Origin of the sequence: Enterococcus sp. BWB1-3, assembly GCF_016745275.1 — a bacterium.
In the GTDB taxonomy this organism is placed as follows: domain Bacteria; phylum Bacillota; class Bacilli; order Lactobacillales; family Enterococcaceae; genus Enterococcus_L.
Genome location: NZ_JADOEP010000006.1, coordinates 55,185 through 75,164 on the forward strand (window position 1 = coordinate 55,185; position 19,980 = coordinate 75,164).

Here is a 19,980-nt window from a genome sequence, read left to right on the forward strand (position 1 = left end):
AACGGCTAAACACTGGAGGAAAAAATGATACGATTGGGACTAACATCTTTTAGTGAACATGAAAGACTGACGGGGAAAAAACGCTCTACACTTTATGAGTACGCCGGGCATTTACCACTAGTTGAAATGGATACTGCGTACTATGGCATTCCAAAGCAGGAATCTGTAAAAAGATGGGTGGAATCTGTTCCGGCAAATTTTAAATTTGTTGTTAAAGCATACAGCGGTATCAGCTGTCAGGGAGATTGGGAAACCTATTACAAAAATGAAGAGGAAATGATTCAGTCCTTTCTTCACAGTATGCAGCCAATTATTGACAGCGGAAAATTGTTTGCGTTTTTAGTTCAGTTTTCAGCCAGTTTTGGATGTACAAAGGAAAATGTCCGATATCTCGAAAAAATCGAAAAGTGGTTTAATGGTTTGCCGGTCGCTGTTGAACTAAGAAATGGAAGCTGGTATCAGGCTGATTATATTAAGTCCACTCTTGCTTTTATGAAAGAGCGAAAATTTTCTTTGGTTGTTGTTGATGAGCCCCAGATACCGATAAATCCAGTGCCCTTTTTTCCGTTTGCGACAAACCAAGCATTTATACTCTTTCGGTTCCATGGAAGAAATGCTGCCGGTTGGCTGGCCAATGATAAAGAGTGGCGAAAAAAGCGGACACTTTATCGGTATAATTCAGCTGAGATTGCCAGTCTGAGTGAAGCGGTTAGAAAAATGTCTTTGGAAGTCAAAGAGACAGGGGTTATTTTCAATAATAATTCGGGCGGAGATGCAGCCGGAAATGCACTTGAAATGAAAAAGGTACTTAATCTGAAATATGAAGAACTGAATCCGAAGCAGATGGATTTGTTTTAAGGTGATGTATGATTAAAATAATTTTCTTTGATATTGATGGAACATTGGTTGACAGACGTGCGAAAGCTCTGGATTCCACCAGAAAAGCGATCTCCCAGGCTCAAAGTCAGGGGATTCTTTGTGGTGTTGCAACAGGGCGAAGCCCGATTCATTTGAGTGAACAGATTGATGCGCTGAATTTTGACGTTTTTGTAACCTACAATGGTCAGCTGGTCTATACAAAAGATGAGACTCTATATGAACGCACTTTCTCCAAAGAGGTACTTGAACAGATTGTTGATTTTGCTGATACAGGAAATCGGCAGTTGATGTTTGGCGGACGGCTGAAGATGGAGGGCAGCTCACTGATGAGGTTTGGACAGAACAGCAAAGCGAGAAAACTTGTGCGCTTTATACCTAAATGGTTCCCAGTTGCTGCTGCTCAGAATCTGCTGATTAAATATCGCTCAGTGAAGGAAGAATGCAGGTATCACGAACTGAACATTTTAAATGAAGAAATCTATCAGTGTGTTCTTCTCAGTTCTGCAGAAGAAATGGAAGATTTAAACAGACAGCTTCCTGACTGTACCATCACACGTTCGAATCCTTATGTGGTGGATATTATTCCGCAGGGTGGCTCGAAGCTTCGGGGAATTATGAAATGTATTGAAACCTTTGGATTTTCATTGAATGAAGTGATGACCTTCGGAGACAACTGGAATGATGTGGAAATGCTTGAAGGAACTGGAATTGGTGTGGCGATGGGAAATGCCCCGGATGGAGTAAAAGCGTCGGCAGATTTTGTTACTGCAACCAATGAGGATCACGGAATTTATCAGGCGATGGTTCATTATAAGATTATTGAGGAGGCAGTGTATGAAAATAGATAACCCATTTGATAAGACTGAAGAATTTCACCGGATATTTGATAATCGGAGACCTTCAGCACCTCAGGCTTTCACAGCGAAAACGGCATCAGCCAGAGCTGGTTTTAAAGCAGAAGAGCTGGTGGAATTTTTATACTCCTCAGCAAACAATGATATGGAAGAGTTTCATCGGTTGGTTGAACAGCTGAAAACAGATGTTGACACTGCTGAAAAGAAAATACTTGAAAAAGGTAAACAGATTGAGGAGGTTTTAGTTGATCAGGTAGATGCTTTAATAGACCTTCTCTATTTCACCTATGGCTCATTTTCTTTGCTGGGTGTTGATCCTACTGAATTATTTACCATTGTTCATGAAGCAAATATGGGAAAATTGTTTGAAGATGGCAAACCTCGTTATCATGAGGTCACTCATAAAGTGCTGAAGCCGGATGACTGGGAAGAGAAGTATGCTCCTGAACTCAAAATTAAAGCGGAGCTGGAGCGGCAGAAAAAGGAAAGCAGATAAAAAGAGCCCGGGAGAGAAAAATTTTCGCTCTGAGCTCTCTTATAAATAAAAGGTGCGGCTGTAAGTAAGTTAACTCACAGGACCGCATCTTTTTTAATTAAAAAACATATCATAAAGTGCCCGGATGGCTTGATTTTCCTGTTCTTTACGAATACCGAACATGATACTGACTTCTGAAGAGCCCTGGTTTATCATTTCCAGATTGATCTCATTTTTAGCCAATGCCATGGTACTGTCGGCAGTAACCCCGATGCGCTGGCGCATCCCTTCACCTACAATCATAATCATTGAAAGACCATGAGTAATACGCAGTTCATCCGGCTTTAACACTTCCTCCAGTTTGCTGATCAGCTGTTTTTCAATTGTTGGAGTTAGCTGACGCTCACGTAAAATAATGGAAATATCATCAATTCCAGAAGGCATATGCTCATAACTAAGACCCAGATTCTCCAAAATTTCCAAAACTTTACGACCAAAGCCAAGCTCTCTGTTCATCAGGTATTTACTGATATAGATATTTGCAAAATCTTGATCACTTGCAATTCCAACTACCGGCTCATGATCAGCTGCCCGCGTCGTTGTGATTAGTGTTCCCGGATGGGATGGGTTGTTGGTATTCTTGATAACTACCGGAATATTTGCTTTATAAGCCGGCATCAGCGCTTCGTCATGGAAAACGGCAAAGCCTGCATAAGCCAGCTCCCTCATTTCTCTGTAGGTCAGTTCCTTAATTGTTTTCGGATTGCTTACAATTCCCGGATGAGCAACAAAGATTCCGTCAACATCAGTAAAGTTTTCGTATAAATCAGCTTGAACACCTGCAGCCACAATAGAACCAGTGATATCTGATCCGCCTCTGGAGAAGGTACAGATTTCTCCGGCCTCTGTGTAACCGAAAAATCCAGGAATAACCAATATCTCATCTGTTTCTCTGAACTGACTGATTTTTTCGTAGGAAGATGGCAGAATACGGGCATTACCAGGTTCGTCTGTAACAATAATTCCTATATCACGCGGATTTTTATAAACAGCCTGCAGCCCGTTATCCTGGAAGAATGCTGCAACCAGCCGTGCGTTATTATTTTCTCCTCTTGCCAAAAAGGCATCAAATAAATGAGGATTGTTTTCTTTAGGAAGTGTGGTCAGTTTTTCAATAGACTGGCGAATATCTGTCAGAATATTCTTATTCATCCCCAGCTCGTCCATAATTAATTCGTAACGTGAAATAATCTGCTCAATGATCTCTTCTGTTCCTTCATTTTTCAGATACTTCGAATGATAACTGATTAAAAGATCCGTCACTTTAGTATCGTTGTCTGAACGCTTTCCAGGAGCAGAGACAACAACGAATTTTCGGGAAGGGTCCTCTTTTACAATTTGTAATACCTTTTGCAATTGTTCTGCAGAAGCCAGTGAGCTTCCGCCAAATTTAATTACTTTCACCTTTTCAGCTCCCTATTCTTTTAGAAATACGATTACTTTGATCTGGAATCCGATAAAAAAACAGTGATAATCGCACCTTTAATTCTCATCTTTTTATAATCTTAAGTAGTAAAAGAATACCTAAATTTCCACTGAAAAGCAACAGAAAATAGAACTTTTAGTTCTTTTTCCGAAAGCTGTAAATAATTCTCTTCATTTTTGTTTAAATCTTTGATACACTGAAAGAAGTGACATTTTATTCTTGATGAAAAGTCTATGCATAATTTGGCAGTGTCGGATACCTGTTGAGAAAAAGAAAAATATTTTATTAATTCCTCATTAAACTAGTGCTTGAAGGAATGCTTTGTGATATAATTTTCTATAGTTGTTTTTTACGAGAATGATTAAAATTAATTTCAGTCTTTCAAGTAATGCTTCTAGGCAATATACTGAGAGAACTCCCTATCCCTAAATATAGAATGCTAAGTAAATGTTGAGTAAACGGAGGAAACATTAATGAAAAACAATTTGATTATTATCGTGGTGTTAGTGATAATCATCGTTGCAGCTATCATATATCTGGTTGGACACTTTATGCGAAGGAAAAATCAGGCGAAGCTGAAAGCTCTCGAAAGCAGAAAAGAAGATCTTTTTGACCTTCCTGTGATTGAAGAAGTGGATGAAATAAAAAAAATGCACATGGTAGGTCAAAGTCAAAATACTTTCCGTGAATGGAATCAGCGTTGGGCAGATATTTCTACCCGTTCTTTTGCTGAACTGGAAAGTCAAATTTTTGAAGTTGAAGAATTAAATGATTCTTTCCGTTATATTAAGGCAAAACGCGCAGTGGCTGAAGCTGAAAAAACAATGGATGAAATGGAGTCAGAAGTTGAAGAAATTCGCAGAGGACTCGGAGAACTTCGCGACAGTGAAGAGCGCAATTCTTTGGAAGTGCAGAAAGCTCTGGATATCTATGAAGAAATCAGTACACTGCTGCAAGAAGAAAAAGAAGGATTTGGCTCTGCTTATTCAGAATTACAGAAGCAGGTTAAGAATATTGAGATTGAATTTACACAGTTCGTTACATTGAATACTTCAGGAGATCCTGTAGAAGCCAGGGAAGTACTTGAAAGTGCAGAACGCCATACGTATGAACTAGACGATGTGATGAAACGTATTCCTCCTTTACATGACGAACTTAACCGGACATTCCCGGATCAGATCAAGGAAATCGAAGAAGGGTACAAACGTCTGACGGATGATCATTTCGTTTTCCCGGAACAAAATTTCGAAGAAGAATTGAACCGTGTGAAGAAGCGTGTGAAGAACTCTACAGTGGATCTGGAGAAAGCAGAAGTTGCTGCTGTTGAAGTGGCAAACAGAGATACTGAAGCAGCTATTGATGCGTTGTATGAAGTTATGGAAAAAGAGATTAATGCGAAGAAATATGTTGTAAATAATCAAAAAACAATAGGCGACTATATTGCTCACGTATTGCGTAATAACCGCCAGCTGATGATTGAATTGGATCATACTTCTCAAAGCTATACACTGAATCACAATGAGCTGGGACGTTCAAGAGGATTCCAGTCGGAAATCGAAGAACTGATTCGTCGTTATGAAGACTATGAACCAAAGATGGCAGAGCACACAGTTCCTTATTCTGAAGTCCAAGTATTCTTTAAAGACTGCTACCGTGTTCTAGCTGATATTGAAAATCAGCAAATGGAAATCGATATGTCTCTGAAAGATCTTCGTAAAGGCGAGAAAGAGGCACAGAAGAAAGTGGATCAGTTTGAGTTTCGTCTGCGCAACCTGAAACGTTTCGTTGAAAAGAAACGTCTGCCGGGTCTGCCAACTGATTACCTTGAATTCTTCTTTGTAGCGACAGACCGAATCGAAGAGCTGAGCAAAGCATTGAATCGTATTCGTATCAATATTGATGAAATTAATAAGCTTGCAGATTTATGTAATGAAGATTTGGAAATGCTTGATAAAAAGACGAACGATCTTGTGAACTCTGCTGCTTTAACTGAGCAGATGATGCAATATGCAAATCGTTACCGTCATACGAATGAAGCAGTCAACGAAGCAATGGAGCGCACCTTAGACTTATTCTCCAAAGACTATCGCTATCAAGATGCACTGGATATTATTGGTACAGCACTTGAAAGAGTAGAGCCGGGCGCATTCAGACGGATCGAAGATATTTACTTCAAAAATTTAGATGCAGTTTAATGCAGGAAGCAGGACAGATAAATATGTCCTGCTTTTTCTTATCATGTAAACTTTGGTAAATGATAACGAAACGTAGATGATTCAGTTCTGAAAAGGAATAATTGAAGTTGAGATTTAAAAGGACTATAATTTAAAAAGACTTTTTTTAGAAGGGCAGAGATAAATGATTTATTTTGATAATAGTGCAACAACACAGATTTATCCTCAAGTATTAGATACTTACCTGAAGACCAGTCAGCGGATCATTGGAAATCCTTCCAGTCTGCATGACCTTGGAAGTCAGGCTCATCGATTACTTGAGCAGGCAAGAAAACAGGTAGCTGAACTACTGTCAGTTGACTATTCGGAGATATTTTTTACCAGTGGCGGAACTGAGGGAGATAATTGGATTTTAAAAGGAACAGCTGTAGAAAAGCAGGCTTTTGGAAAGCATCTGATTATATCAAGTATTGAGCATCCGGCTGTTTCAGAAACAGCCAGACAGCTTGAAAAACTCGGATTTGAAGTTTCAGTCATTCCAGTAGATAAATGCGGGGTTATTCAAATAGATAAACTTGAACAGCTAATTCGAAAAGATACAATTTTAGTTTCGATTATGGCGGTCAATAATGAAATCGGCAGTGTACAACCTATTAAAGCAGTCAGTGCGCTTTTGGAAAAATATCCGACGATTCATTTCCATGTAGATGCAGTTCAGGCTGTGGGGAAGATCCCAACCTTAGAATGGCTGACACCAAGAGTGGATTTTGCTGTTTTTTCAGCACATAAATTTCATGGACCTAAGGGAGTGGGCTTTATTTACTGGAAAAAAGGGAAGAAGCTGGCACCTTTATTAACAGGCGGCGGTCAGGAAGATAATCAGCGGAGCGGTACGGAAAATATAGCAGGGATTGTTGCAGCTTCAAAAGCACTTCGGCTGTATTTAGATAAAAATAAAGAAGGAAAAGACCGAGTTGAACAAATTCGTAATGCGTTGATTGATGGACTTGCAATGTATTCCAATGTTCGTTTCTTTACTGAAAAGAGTTCGGATTTTGCTCCTCACATTTTATGCTTTGCATTAAAAGGGATTCGGGGAGAGGTGCTGGTTCATGCATTGGAAGAAAAACAAATTTACATTTCCACAACAAGTGCATGCTCTAGTCGTAAAAAAATGGTCGGGAGTACACTTCATGCAATGAATATTCCAGATGCAGAAGCAACATCAGCTGTACGAATCAGCTTGGATGAAAGCAATACAATGGCTGAGGCAGAACAATTTATGGTCATCTTCAATCAGCTGCATAAAAAGTTTTCAAAAATTAACGGATAAGTAAGATATGTCTGAAGACTCTGATGATGAATGTTTACGAAAAAATAGAGAGGGTCTAACTCTTTTTAAAGGAACAATGTTGCTACATTCTTAGTACGCATACCGTCTCATTAGATACTCTTAAATAAGTGACAACTCCTTTTATCTATGAATCTCGTATTATTTGATTTCGATATAAACATGTCTATTTAGAAAAGCCTTGGGGACTGTGACAAAAGTATGTCTGAGATCCCTAAAACCGAATAAACGGTGTTCCAGTCTTTGTATGATTCGAGCGTTCGAAGAAGCGTAGGGGGAAGTTTTTTTGTGCTTCTCAGTTATGCGCCGAGCATTCAAAGAAGCTTAGAAGCAAGTTCCTTTTCAGTATGCATACAGCTATCTCTTATAGTTTTCAGTCACATTTTGGTTTGAGATGCCTGCCTTATTTTTTGTTGATTCAACTAGCTGTATAAATAAGCGTTTGAAAAATCCTGCTCCTATGTTATAGTGGAACGGGATTTTGTTTCTGAAAATTATCATGATCCTGTATCCGGTTATTCAGTTACTATGCAGTGAAAACAATCAGTCGTTATGATAGGGGATACTAGCACATACTTTTTTACAGGAATGGACGTAATGGTTTAAAGAAAGGAATTTAAAAAAGTGAATTATTCAGAAATTATGGTTAGGTACGGCGAACTTTCGACAAAAGGCAAAAATAGAAAATCATTTATCATGCAGCTTGCACAGAACGTAAAAAGAGTGCTGGCTGATTTTCCAGAAGTGAAAATTCATGCGGACAGAGATCGCATGCATCTGTTGTTAAATGGGGAAGACAGCAGTCTGATTCTTCCGAAGCTGGAAAAGGTTTTTGGGATTCAGACATTTTCGCCGAGTATTCGTGTTGAAAAATCTGTACCTGCGCTAAAAGAAATGGTAAAGGAAATTATCAAAGAAGTTTATCAACCGGGACAAACCTTTAAAATTACTTCAAAGCGTTCAGACCACAGCTTTGAACTGGATTCCAATGAGTTGAACAGAGAACTGGGCGGTGCAGCTTTCGAGGTGTTCCCCGATATTCAAGTACAGATGAAGCAGCCGGATATTAATATTCGTGTGGAAATTCGCAGAGAAGGAGCGTATTTTTCCTATGAAACAATCCGTGGTGCTGGCGGGCTTCCTGTAGGAACAAGTGGAAGAGGAATGTTGATGCTCTCCGGCGGTATTGATTCGCCTGTTGCTGGCTATTTATCGATGAAGCGCGGAGTGGAAATCGAAGCAGTTCATTTCGCCAGCCCCCCATACACAAGTGAGCAGGCTCTGCAAAAAGCTAAGGATTTAGCCGCAAAGCTCGCTCCCTATTCAGGAAATGTTCAGTTTATTGAAGTTCCTTTCACGGAAATACAGGAAGAAATCAAGCGAGTAGTTCCAGAAGGATATCTGATGACGGTGACGCGAAGATTGATGCTGCGCATGACAGATGCCATAAGAGATATGCGGAATGGTTTGGTCATTATTAATGGTGAGTCACTTGGTCAGGTAGCTTCACAAACGTTGCAAAGCATGGTGGCTATCAACGATGTGACCAATACGCCGATTATACGTCCGGTAGTTTCGATGGATAAAACGGAAATTATTGAACTGGCAGAAAAAATTGATACATTTGAATTGGCCATTCAGCCTTTTGAAGATTGCTGTACAATTTTTGCTCCACCACAGCCTAAGACCAGACCTAAACTTGAAAAAGCACAGGCATATGAAGCACGTCTGGATGTGACTGGATTGATGGAGCGATCTCTTGCAAACTTGAAAGTTAGTGAAATAACAGCAGACAGCAGGGACCGGCAGGAGCAAGACGATTTTTCTGATTTGCTGTAAAAAATAAATCAAGAGAGACGACTAAGTAGTTCAGCCATTTATTTTAGAAATAGTATTTAAAAACAGTAAAAATCAGTTGCGGATTTTTACTGTTTTTTATTTTTCACGCCAGCTAATCGCGTCTTATTGTGAAACTATCTTCTGGATTTTAGCCACTGTTGTAAGTAAATGGGAATTGGTTGATGATAGGATGAGGAAGAGGTTAAGAAAAAACTGGATTTTATAAAAAAAATTACTTTTTTTCACAAAGATGTTGCTGAGTTTCTTAATGGATGTTACACTAGAATGTGAAGAAGTTAACAAGGAGAAGTATTATGGAAATAATGTCGAACGAAAAAAAAATACCAAAAGCAACAGCGAAACGCTTACCGTTATATTTGCGATATTTAAAAATGCTGGATGACTCAGGTGTCATTCGGATAAAATCAAGAGAATTTAGTGAGATCGTGCATATTCCGCCTGCAACAATTCGCCGAGATTTTTCCCATCTGGGTGAGCTTGGCAGAAGCGGCTATGGTTATGATGTGCCTTATCTGATTCAAGTATTCAGTGAAATTTTGAATACAACAGAAGAAAAACGTATTGCACTGATTGGTTGTGGAAATCTTGGCAAAGCCTTGATTAAGAATAATTTTCGCCGAAATGAAAATTTGAATATTATTTGTGCTTTTGATGTAAATGATGAAATTGTCGGAGAGAAGGTAAACGACATCTGTGTTCAATCGATGGACCAGTTAAGAAATGCGATTGAAGAGCAGGGAATTACTGTTGCAATATCGACTGTTCCGAGCAAATATGCTCAGACAGCAATTAATGAAATTGTGGATGCCGGAATAACTGCAATACTGAATTTTGCACCGGACCGTGTAAATGTACCAAAACATGTAAATGTCCAGTATATTGACCTGACAACTGAACTGCAGACTTTGATTTATTTTGATACAGCATTCTCAAAATAAGCAGTAATTTTGAGTTCCTCCTGTTGTTCCTCTATACTTTAAAGCAGAGACTAGCTATTAGGAGGAAATTGAAATGATTGTAACGAGAAAAGGGAATGAAGTTGAGCTTGTTGGAGTACAGCCGAAAGTTGGAGAAAAAGCGCCAGATTTTACGTTGAAAAATCTGGAGGATAAGGCAATCACTCTTTCGGCGCTTGAAGGAAAAACGGTTTTGATCAGCGTAGTCCCTGATATTGATACCAGAATCTGTTCTATTCAAACCAAGCGGTTTAATCAGGAAGCCGGAACTTCTGAAGGTGTGGTGTTTCTGACGATTTCAAACAATACCAAAGAGGAACAAAGCAATTGGTGTGCAGCAGAAGGTGTGGATATGGAAATGCTTCGTGATACTGAAAATAGTTTTGGCGAAGCTTACGGCTTGTTTATTCCTGAAATGGGTCGACTTGCACGTGCAATTTTTGTCGTGGATAAAGAAGGAACTCTAGCCTATGAAAAGATCAGCCGGGAGATTTCAGAAGAACCGAATTATGCTGAAGCATTGGAGCAAGCCAAAGCCTTGAGCTGATTGACTTTCCTGCTTAGACCATGTAAAATAAATCCAGAGCATGAATTAAACAGGTTTGGGTAAAATAGAAATTTACTTGAGACGATGAACAAGAGGAGTACTGTCAGCAGGGATTTCAGAGAGAAGATCAGTTGGTGCAAGATCTTTACGAATTTGGCAGGAAGGTAGCTTGTGAGTCAATAATTTGAACGATTTTAGTAGAATTATTCGGGTAGTGAACGTTATCTCACTCAAATAAGAGGTGTCTGACAGAGTTCAGATACAATTTGGGTGGTACCGCGTAGCATATACGTCCTGAAACAGTAACGCTGTTTCAGGACTTTTTTGTTTTACCTGTCAGAAATATCGATTTATTCGTTAAAAGGAAGAGAAAGAAGGAGATACAAATGTCGGAAGAAAATAATTTACCTACGAAATATCAGCCTACAGAAATAGAACAAGGACGCTATCAAAAATGGCTGGATCAGGATTTGTTCAAGCCAAATGGAAATAAAGAGGCGAAGCCTTATTCTATCGTGATTCCTCCACCAAATGTTACCGGAAAGCTGCATTTAGGTCATGCGTGGGATACAGCATTGCAGGATATTATTATTCGCCAAAAGCGGATGCAGGGATATGATACTGTTTGGGTTCCGGGAATGGATCATGCCGGAATTGCAACGCAGGCAAAAGTAGAAGAAAAGCTTGCAGAGCAAGGGATTTCCCGCTATGATCTAGGACGTGAAAAATTCGTGGAGCAGGTGTGGGAATGGAAAGAAGAGTATGCTTCTCATATACGTGAACAATGGGCAAAAATGGGCTTATCACTGGACTATAGCCGTGAACGTTTTACATTGGATGAGGGATTGTCAGAAGCGGTTCGAACTGTTTTTGTAAAGCTTTATGAGAAAAACTTGATTTATCGTGGAGAATATATCATCAACTGGGACCCGAAAGCAAGAACAGCACTGTCCGACATTGAAGTGATACACAAAGACATTCAAGGTGCGTTCTATCATATGAGCTATCCGCTGACAGATGGAACTGGTGTTGTGGAAATTGCGACAACACGTCCGGAAACCATGCTGGGTGATACGGCTGTTGCAGTTCATCCAGAAGATAAGCGCTATCAGGCTCTAATCGGAAAAACGGTCACACTGCCGCTAGTGAATAAAGAAATTCCGATTATTGCTGATGAGTATGTAGATATGGAATTTGGTACAGGTGTGGTAAAAATTACTCCTGCTCATGACCCAAATGACTTTGAAGTTGGGAATCGTCATGATCTCCCTAGAGTAAATGTCATGAATGATGATGGAACAATGAATGAACTGGCGGGGAAATATGCAGGAATGGACCGCTTTGAAGCACGCAAAATGATTATTTCTGATTTAAAAGAAATGGATCGTTTGATTAAAATTGAAAATATGACGCATAGCGTTGGTCATTCGGAACGTACTGGTGTGGTTGTAGAGCCGCGATTGTCTACGCAATGGTTTGTCAAAATGCAGCCGCTCGCAGATCAGGCGATTAAAAATCAGCAGACTGAAAATGCTGTTGAATTTTATCCTGAACGTTTTAACAATACGTTTACCCGCTGGATGGAAAATGTTCATGACTGGGTAATCTCTCGTCAGCTGTGGTGGGGCCATCAGATTCCGGCGTGGTATCACAATGAAACCGGAGAAATGTATGTGGGGATGGACGCACCTGCCGACAGTGAAAACTGGACACAGGATGCAGATGTATTGGATACATGGTTCAGTTCAGCGTTGTGGCCGTTTTCAACAATGGGTTGGCCGGATACGGAGAGCTTGGATTACCAGCGTTACTTCCCAACCAGTACGCTGGTAACAGCCTACGATATTATTTTCTTCTGGGTAAGCCGAATGATTTTCCAAAGTCTGGAGTTTACCGGTGAACGTCCATTCCAGCATGCGCTGATTCACGGCTTGATTCGTGATGAAGAGGGGCGGAAGATGAGTAAGTCTCTTGGCAACGGAATTGATCCGATGGATATTATTGAAAAGTACGGGACAGATGCCTTACGCTGGTTCCTGTCCAACGGCTCAGCTCCTGGTCAGGATGTTCGCTTTAGTTATGAAAAAATGGATGCTGCCTGGAATTTCATCAATAAAATTTGGAATGCCAGCCGCTTCGTAATTATGAATATCGAAGGAATGACGGTTGAAGACATTGATTTCAACGGAGAAAAAACAGTTGCTGATCGTTGGATTCTGACTCGTTTGAATGAGACAATCGCTCGGGTAACCGATTTGTTTGATCGTTTTGAATTTGGGGAAGCCGGTCGTTTGCTTTATAATTTCATTTGGGATGATTTTTGTGACTGGTATATTGAAATGAGCAAAGAAATTCTGTATGGTGAAAATGAAGCAGCAAAGCAGACCACAAAGAGTATACTTGTCTATACACTGGATAATATTTTGCGTTTGCTTCACCCGATCATGCCGTTTGTAACTGAAGAAATTTGGGAAAAAATTCCGCATATTGGTGTATCGTTGGTTGTTGCTGAGTATCCCACTGTGCATGAAGAGCTATCTGATAATAAGGCAGCTCAAGGAATGGAAGTTTTGAAAGAAGTGATTCGTTCCGTTCGAAATATTCGTGCAGAGGTGAATACTCCTTTATCCAAACCAATCACATTGCTGATAAAGACAGCTGATGAATCTGCAGATCGATTCCTAATTGAAAATAAAAACTATATTGAGCGATTCTGTAATCCTGAAGAATTGACAATCAGCAGTGAGATTACTGCTCCAGAGCTGGCGATGTCGGCTATTCTTACTGGTGTGGAAATCTATCTGCCGCTAGCCGGACTGATTAATATTGAAGAAGAGGTTGCTCGCCTTGAGAAGGAACTGGGGAAATGGAATCAGGAAGTAACACGGGTCCAGGGTAAGCTGTCCAATGAACGATTTGTTGGTAATGCGCCTGAAGATGTGGTTCAGGCAGAAAAAGAAAAAGAAAAGGATTATCTGGAAAAACAAAAAACAGTTCGTGAAAGAATTGAGCAGTTAAAAACAATTCAATAAAAGACAAAAAACAGGAGTGTGGGACAATAGTCAGAAAAAAATCTGATTATTGCCCCACTTTTTTTGATTTTAAGGTATACAAAAAGCACACGACCTTATAAGATTAAAGTGACTAAACTCAACCAAAAAGGAGTGTGCCTTATGTTTAAAAATTATACCATTAATCAAACAACTTTACCATTAGATATAGAACAATATATTCCAGAAACATAGGAAACGAAAAATCGATGTCGAACCTGTATTTGGTCATCTAAAGGCTCAATTGGCATTCCATCGTTTCCACTTACGAGGGAAACAAGGGGCGAAGATTGACATTGGCTTGGCACTAATGGCACTAAATTTGAGGAAATTGGGAAAATATATGGAGAGGAAGACACGTAAAAAAGAAAGAACACGCTCGATTTTGATGATTATTGCCAAAATCGAGCGTGTTTTCTTTTTGAGGACGGACTATTGTCACAGTCCCTGTTTTTTTAACACTTATTCAGTTCTCTTTTTTTCTTGATATAGAGCCAGTAACGGAAGAACAGGAAACTGAAAATTGTTGCAAAAGTAATGATCAAGCCATAGTAATAGCTCATCGAACGATAAACCATTGCGATGGAATGTGTCCCTTCTTTTAGAGGGATTGCCATTAGATTGCCGGCGGCTGGTATCTGTTCCACAGCCTTGCCATTCGATTTAATCAGCCAGTTTTTATCATGTGGAACAGAAAGGTAGAGCAGCTGATCCTCGTTTTTAACGGAAATATTCCCAAAGAGCTCACCCATTTTTGTCCAACGCAAGTCAATGGCTTTATTTCGTTTTGAAGCAATCACTGCATCGAAAGCTCGCTGGTCTAGACTGACAAGCTCCATGTCTTCAAGATTTATCTTCTTACGACTTTTGAGAGTAAGTGTAACTTTATCACCTTTAGTATAGTAGCCTAAGTTAAACAATTGATTTGTTTTGATATAGACATTAGGCTCAATCTTCTTGCCGTTGACAGAAAAGCTTTCAGTAGAGGACCATGAAACATTTGGAAGGTAAAAATAGAGTTCACCGGAAGCTGCTGTTATTATTTCCAACAGTACTGTTTTTTCATCTGGCGAAATGGTTTCATTCGTTTTCTGAACAGGTTTAAAGTAATTTTCTGCTTCCGGTTTAAGTGCTTGAAGAAGATTTTCCTGATTTATGATCGGTTCATCTTCCATTAACTGAACATTTGCGAACTCTTCAGAAACTAGGAAGCCCATGCCGACAGCTTCAGGATTTTTATAGCCAACAGTCTGACCGTCAATTGAAACAGCTTCTCTGAATGTATTTTCAAAAGGAGTAATCTGATAGGAAACGTTAAGTAAAAAGTTCACTACCTGCGAGTCATCCACATAGGCAATTCTGCGATCGTTTTTCTGATATAACCCCAAATCGTTCAGCATATCCTGAGTGTCAGAGTGCAAAGTGGACGTATAGCTGGATACACCTGCATAGCCGTAAAGAATGGAGTCATTATAGCCATTGGTTTTTTCAGTATATCCTGCTTCATCAGAGATAATAGTTTGCTTGAAGCGTTCAAAGTCTTTCTTTTTCAGTGCTGCTAAAATAGCAGCTTGTTTTTTATAGTTTTGCTCAAAGGCTTGCTGATTGCCAAAAGGAATTTCTTTTACCGATATCCAATAGTTTAGCCCCAGCTCCATAAAAATTGATACAGTTAACAGTATTCCGAAGATTTTCCATAAAGCTGTTCCTTTTTCAGCCTTTTGTCTGTGATTAAGCAGTACATAATAAAGCCAGATCAGGACCAATGAAATAACTGAATAACTATAGGAAAAAATAAAATTCTTGTTAAATAGGAAAAGTGCACTGTAGCCGCCCATGAGACAGATTGTGTAAATCAGCGGAGCACTCAATGGCAGCTTTTCATCTGTCTGTAAACGAAGGAATGCTTCATAAGCAAATTTGATCACAATAAAACTGAAAATGAATGTATTTCGATAAGGGAACCCTGCCGGACTTTGAAACATATGCCAGACTGTATTAATAAGCTCAATCCAAAAGCTGAGAAATAAAAATAAAATGAGAAAGAGCGACAATTTTTTTTCTTTCTTCGGAATGGAAGGAAGTAAAAAGTAGGTAAGGAATAATAGGACGATTAAAATTCCTGAAAATACTGTTGGAAGATGTTCCAGTCTTAAATTAAAATCAACAGAGCCTATCCCGAATTGTGAAAAGAAAGAAAGACCAAACTTAGGATAAGGCAGAAAGGTCAGCAGATTGAAATCTGTCTTTTTCGTCTGCATCATCCCTTCCAGTGCAGGAAGGAGAATAAAACTTGTTGAAATTCCTGACAGGAAAGAAGAGATGAAAAAGATTTTTCCTTCTTTTATAAAACCAAGAATAGAAGGTGCGGCACTCAATTTAAGATACAGATAAATACTGTAGCCGACTGCAAAGATACAGGTCATGTATCCCATATAGTAATTAGTGAAAATCGACAGAAAAAGAATGGTGACATAAAGAGTCACTCTTTTTTCCTGCCAGAGCTTCTGTAGGCCTAATGCGAGAAGCGGAAATAAAATCAAAATATCCAGCCACATGAAGTTAATGCTGTAGGCGGCTGTAAAACCGCAAAGACTAAATGCTGTTGAGAAAATCCACGTAAAAGGAGAAACTTCAATATATGTCTTTTTCAAGTAGTAGAACATACTCATACCGATACATGAAATTTTCAACGTAATGATCCAGACAATCGCAACCGGCAGCTGCTCATGCGGAAAGAATAAGGTCAGTAAATTAAATGGACTTAATAAATAATAAGAGCTTAACGGGAAGATAGTATCGCCAATTCCGTTGGAAAAAGAATAGAAGGTCAAATTGCCTTCTTCAACGAATGATTTAAAATTGCTCAGAAACGGCAGATATTGACTGCCTAAATCACTTGCCAGAAGATTGTTGTTTCCGAATGGGACAATACCCAAAATAATCCAGAGAACAATCAGTATTGTAAATGGGACGAAGAAGCTTCCGATCAACAAACTATTTTCTTTTATTTTCATTTTTGTATCACCTCAAAGCAAAAAAATTTTCCTATCAACAGGAATAATTGTTCAGCAGGATAAGTCTAACTTATTTAGAGCGAGAGTTCACGGATAGATCCTGATAACACAGTATTTCAGTTTAGCATGATATTGAATGATTCTCCAAAAAATTATGAGGGCTTTCATCCTCAGCTGCACTCTTACTCTGAAAGAAAAAAGAAAAATTTCTTTTTTTCAATAAGCCGGAATAGATTGACATGTTCCGACAATTGCTATTTTATCATATTCTGATTTTTAATAACTAAATTTGCTGAAAGAGCCTATATTTTTTATAGAATTTAAGAATTTCTTTAGTTATGAATAGGTAGGAGGAGGGTTATAACGTAAACCCTGTAATTTTACTGATTTGTTTCAAGAAATTGCCTTTATTAGTGAAATCGAACTAGGCTTTCGCTATAATAGAAGGTGTGAGGTGACAAAAATGTCAATAAATAGTGAAGAAGCAATTGAATGGATACACAGTCGTCTACCCTTTGGCTCACGTCCTGGACTGGAACGGGTGGAGGCTCTTTTGGAGCGAGTGAATAATCCGCATAGAAAGGTTCCGACAATTCATATTGCCGGGACAAATGGAAAGGGATCTACAGTGACTTATCTGCGTTGTCTGCTGCAGGAAGCCGGAATTACCGTAGGGACATTTACGTCTCCTTACATTGAAGCTTTTAATGAACGAATTGCCATTGACGGCGAAGGGATTCCAGATGAACAGCTGATTCATTATGTTGAAAAATATCAGCCGCTAGTTGAGGAAATGGATAAACAAGATGAAATAAGCGGGATTACCGAGTTTGAAACATTAACTGCGATGGCTTTCGATTATTTTCTTGATCAGAAAGTAGATGTTGCAATTATAGAAGTTGGACTGGGCGGTTTACTGGATAGTACCAATGTTGTTGAGCCGATTTTAACAGGTATTACTACGATTGGGATGGATCATACAGAGATTCTGGGTGAAACGCTTGAAGAAATTGCTTTTCAAAAAGCCGGAATTATAAAAAATAATATTCCTGTTGTAACTGGAAATATTGAAGCAGCAGCATTGAATGTTATTGAAAAACAAGCAAAAGAAAAGCAGACCCCCATTTACCGTTTTAATCAGGAATATTCAATCGAATATGTACATTCTGATAAAGACTGGGGTGAAGTCTTTAGCTTTATTGGAGAACATGGTAAGATTCAAAAGCTCAAGACGCCGTTACTTGGTCAGCATCAAACGGAAAATGCGGGTGTAGCAATTGAATTGTTCTCTATTTATTGTCAGCTTACCGGGCAGCCTTTTCAAGCAAAGACCGTTCGACAGGGCTTGCTGTACGCAAAATGGCCGGCTCGAATGGAAAAAATCAGTGATGAACCGTTGATTGTATTGGACGGTGCCCATAATGATCATGCGATGAAGCGTCTGGTAGAGAATCTGAAAACGGAATTTAAAGGTCGTTCCATTCATATTTTGTTTTCAGCATTGTCAACAAAGAATACCGATCAAATGATTAAGGTGTTGAAGAATGTGCCCAACACTCATTTATATTTGACCACATTCGAATATCCTAAGGCCATGAATTTGGATAAGTTTGAGAAATATACAGATGATAAAACAGATATTGTTTCTCTTTGGCAGTTTGGCATGGGGGAAATATTGGAAAAAATGACTAATGAAGATATGCTGCTGGTGACGGGCTCTCTGTATTTTGTTTCACAGGTACGTGAATTATTATTGACAATAGGAGGAAGTAATGAACAAATTTGATGGAGTTATTTTTGACATGGACGGCTTGCTGTTCGATACGGAGATGATTTATTATGACTCTTCACAGAAGGTTGCAGATGAAATGGGCTTTCCCTACACGAAGGAATTGTATCTTCAATTTTTAGGGGTTTCCGATGAAGAGGTTTGGGAAAATTATCATCGTATTTATCAGGACTTTGGACGGGAAACAGTTGATGAATTCATTCGCCGTTCTTATGCGGATACGATCAGCATGTTTGAATCCGGACAGGTACAGCTGAAAGAGGGGGTATTTGAATTGCTGGATTTTCTTGAAGAAAGCAATATCCCCAAGCTGGTTGCTTCAAGCAATGTTCGTCCTGCCATTGAATTACTGTTGGAGAATGCCGGAATTCGTGACCGGTTTCATCGAATTGTCTCAGCTGAAGATGTCAGCAGAGCCAAGCCAGATCCGGAAATTTTTCAAAAAGCTGTCAGCTTTCTGGGAACGCATCCGGAAAAGACACTGGTGCTGGAAGATTCTTCTCATGGAGTGAACGCTGCGTATGCTGCTGGAATTCCGGTGATTATGATTCCGGACCTGCTTCAGCCAGATGAAGATTTGAAAGGGAAGGCGCTGCAAATCTTTGACAGTCTGCTGGATGTACCCAATTATTTGAAAAACAAATAAATGAAGAGCTCTTTTGCGTATCTTTATGAGACCACGTAAAGGAGCTGTTTTTATGGAAGAAAAAAGGCTGTTCATTCATGAGATGCCGGAAGATTGTTTGCCCAGAGAGCGGTTGGAGGCTTTTGGTGAAAAGGCTCTTTCCAACCAGGAGCTGCTGGCGATTTTATTAAGAACGGGTTCGAGAGAACAAAATGTGATGGAGCTGTCTTCTACAATATTGAATCATTTTCGGCATTTAAATGAATTAAAAAATGCAACGCTGCACGAAATGATGTCAATTAAGGGAATTGGAAAAGTCAAAGCAATTGAACTGCGTGCGGCTGTTGAATTTGGTTATCGTTTGCAGCAAAGCAATCAGATGAAATATGGGAAAATATCCTCCAGCTATCAGATCGCTCAAAATCTAATTTATGAGCTGAGAGATTTTCAACAAGAGCATTTAGTCTGTCTGTACCTGAATACAAAAAATGAAGTCCTGCGGCAGGAGACGGTTTTCAAGGGATCACTAAATCAGAGTATTGCACATCCCAGAGAAGTTTTTAAAGGGGCGGTTAAGTATTCAGCTGCCCGTATCGTACTTGCACACAATCATCCGAGTGGAAATCCAACCCCTTCACAAAGCGATATTCATTTTACTCAAAGGATGGAGGAATGTGGAGAAATGATGGGAATTGAGATACTGGATCACATTATCATTGGACATGATGAATATATCAGCATGCGGGAGGAAAATTTTTTGAAGGGAGATAATTAGATTTCTTGCAAAAATATAGGGGCGCGTGTAAAATGTACTTGTAATCTTGTTTGGGACAGTATAGGAGTTTTTATTAGATAAAATCCTCTATCGTAGACGGGCAAAGTTACAATTATTTCAGTGCTTAAGCACGAGGAGGAAC

14 protein-coding genes, 1 pseudogene and 1 other annotated feature are annotated in these 19,980 nt (G+C 39.3%); of the genes and pseudogenes, 13 read left to right on the top strand and 2 right to left on the bottom strand.

The features are described 5' to 3' along the window. The first annotated feature begins 24 nt into the window (after positions 1 to 24). Genes IW492_RS06420 through IW492_RS06430 form a run of 3 tightly spaced genes read left to right on the top strand, consistent with a single transcriptional unit; the run spans position 25 to position 2,229 of the window. Positions 25 to 858 (top strand): DUF72 domain-containing protein, encoded by an 834-nt coding sequence (locus IW492_RS06420; RefSeq protein WP_202066758.1) that lies wholly within the window; start codon positions 25 to 27, stop codon positions 856 to 858. 8 nt (positions 859 to 866) lie between these two features. Beyond that, entirely contained in the window at positions 867 to 1,727 is an 861-nt protein-coding gene (locus IW492_RS06425; protein ID WP_202066759.1) for a Cof-type HAD-IIB family hydrolase, read from the top strand. Continuing rightward, positions 1,714 to 2,229: an HAD family hydrolase gene (locus IW492_RS06430; protein ID WP_202066760.1), complete on the top strand. Its 516-nt coding sequence runs from the start codon at positions 1,714 to 1,716 to the stop codon at positions 2,227 to 2,229. Before IW492_RS06425 ends, IW492_RS06430 begins: the two co-directional genes overlap by 14 nt. 93 nt (positions 2,230 to 2,322) lie before the next feature. Here the strand turns inward: IW492_RS06430 and IW492_RS06435 are convergent, their stop codons facing one another. Continuing rightward, positions 2,323 to 3,672, bottom strand: coding sequence for an aspartate kinase (locus IW492_RS06435; protein WP_202066761.1), 1,350 nt, complete (start codon positions 3,670 to 3,672; stop codon positions 2,323 to 2,325). A 495-nt stretch (positions 3,673 to 4,167) separates the two neighbouring features. On the opposite strand from IW492_RS06435, the gene ezrA reads away from it, so the two are divergent. The 7 genes and pseudogenes from ezrA to IW492_RS06470 form a co-directional block, all read left to right on the top strand. Continuing rightward, positions 4,168 to 5,889, top strand: coding sequence for a septation ring formation regulator EzrA (gene ezrA, locus IW492_RS06440; protein ID WP_202066762.1), 1,722 nt, complete (start codon positions 4,168 to 4,170; stop codon positions 5,887 to 5,889). Between the two features lie 163 nt (positions 5,890 to 6,052). Then, the gene (locus IW492_RS06445; protein ID WP_202066763.1) at positions 6,053 to 7,201 is read left to right on the top strand and encodes a cysteine desulfurase family protein; all 1,149 of its coding nucleotides are present in this window, start codon (positions 6,053 to 6,055) and stop codon (positions 7,199 to 7,201) included. A gap of 642 nt (positions 7,202 to 7,843) precedes the next feature. Further along, the gene (gene thiI / locus IW492_RS06450) at positions 7,844 to 9,058 is read left to right on the top strand and encodes a tRNA uracil 4-sulfurtransferase ThiI (RefSeq protein ID WP_202066764.1); all 1,215 of its coding nucleotides are present in this window, start codon (positions 7,844 to 7,846) and stop codon (positions 9,056 to 9,058) included. A gap of 314 nt (positions 9,059 to 9,372) precedes the next feature. After that, a complete protein-coding gene (locus IW492_RS06455) occupies positions 9,373 to 10,017 on the top strand; it encodes a redox-sensing transcriptional repressor Rex (RefSeq protein WP_202066765.1) in 645 nt (214 codons plus the stop codon). Positions 10,018 to 10,090: 73 nt separating this feature from the next. Next, entirely contained in the window at positions 10,091 to 10,582 is a 492-nt protein-coding gene (gene tpx, locus IW492_RS06460; RefSeq protein WP_202066766.1) for a thiol peroxidase, read from the top strand. Positions 10,583 to 10,657: 75 nt separating this feature from the next. After that, positions 10,658 to 10,882: a binding site (T-box leader), on the top strand. An 86-nt stretch (positions 10,883 to 10,968) separates the two neighbouring features. Next, on the top strand, positions 10,969 to 13,614 hold the full coding sequence (locus tag IW492_RS06465; RefSeq protein WP_202066767.1) for a valine--tRNA ligase: 2,646 nt from the start codon (positions 10,969 to 10,971) through the stop codon (positions 13,612 to 13,614). 208 nt (positions 13,615 to 13,822) lie between these two features. Continuing rightward, positions 13,823 to 14,119 (top strand): annotated as a pseudogene (locus IW492_RS06470) (transposase); the annotation flags it as partial. On the opposite strand, the gene IW492_RS06475 reads toward IW492_RS06470, so the two are convergent. Continuing rightward, a complete protein-coding gene (locus tag IW492_RS06475; protein ID WP_202066768.1) occupies positions 14,088 to 16,649 on the bottom strand; it encodes a YfhO family protein in 2,562 nt (853 codons plus the stop codon). The pseudogene IW492_RS06470 and the gene IW492_RS06475 sit on opposite strands and share 32 nt — an antisense overlap. Before the next feature lie 463 nt (positions 16,650 to 17,112). Here IW492_RS06475 and IW492_RS06480 point away from each other — a divergent pair, with 463 nt between their 5' ends. From IW492_RS06480 to radC, 3 genes are read left to right on the top strand one after another with little or no spacing between them, the layout of a single operon-like run. Beyond that, complete coding sequence (locus IW492_RS06480; RefSeq protein ID WP_202066769.1) at positions 17,113 to 18,435, top strand: bifunctional folylpolyglutamate synthase/dihydrofolate synthase; 1,323 nt, start codon at positions 17,113 to 17,115, stop codon at positions 18,433 to 18,435. After that, positions 18,422 to 19,084 carry an HAD family hydrolase gene (locus tag IW492_RS06485; RefSeq protein WP_202066770.1) on the top strand — a complete coding sequence of 221 codons (663 nt, stop codon included), beginning with the start codon at positions 18,422 to 18,424 and terminating at the stop codon, positions 19,082 to 19,084. Before IW492_RS06480 ends, IW492_RS06485 begins: the two co-directional genes overlap by 14 nt. Before the next feature lie 52 nt (positions 19,085 to 19,136). Continuing rightward, the gene (gene radC / locus IW492_RS06490) at positions 19,137 to 19,838 is read left to right on the top strand and encodes a RadC family protein (protein WP_202066771.1); all 702 of its coding nucleotides are present in this window, start codon (positions 19,137 to 19,139) and stop codon (positions 19,836 to 19,838) included. The last annotated feature ends 142 nt before the right edge of the window (positions 19,839 to 19,980 follow it).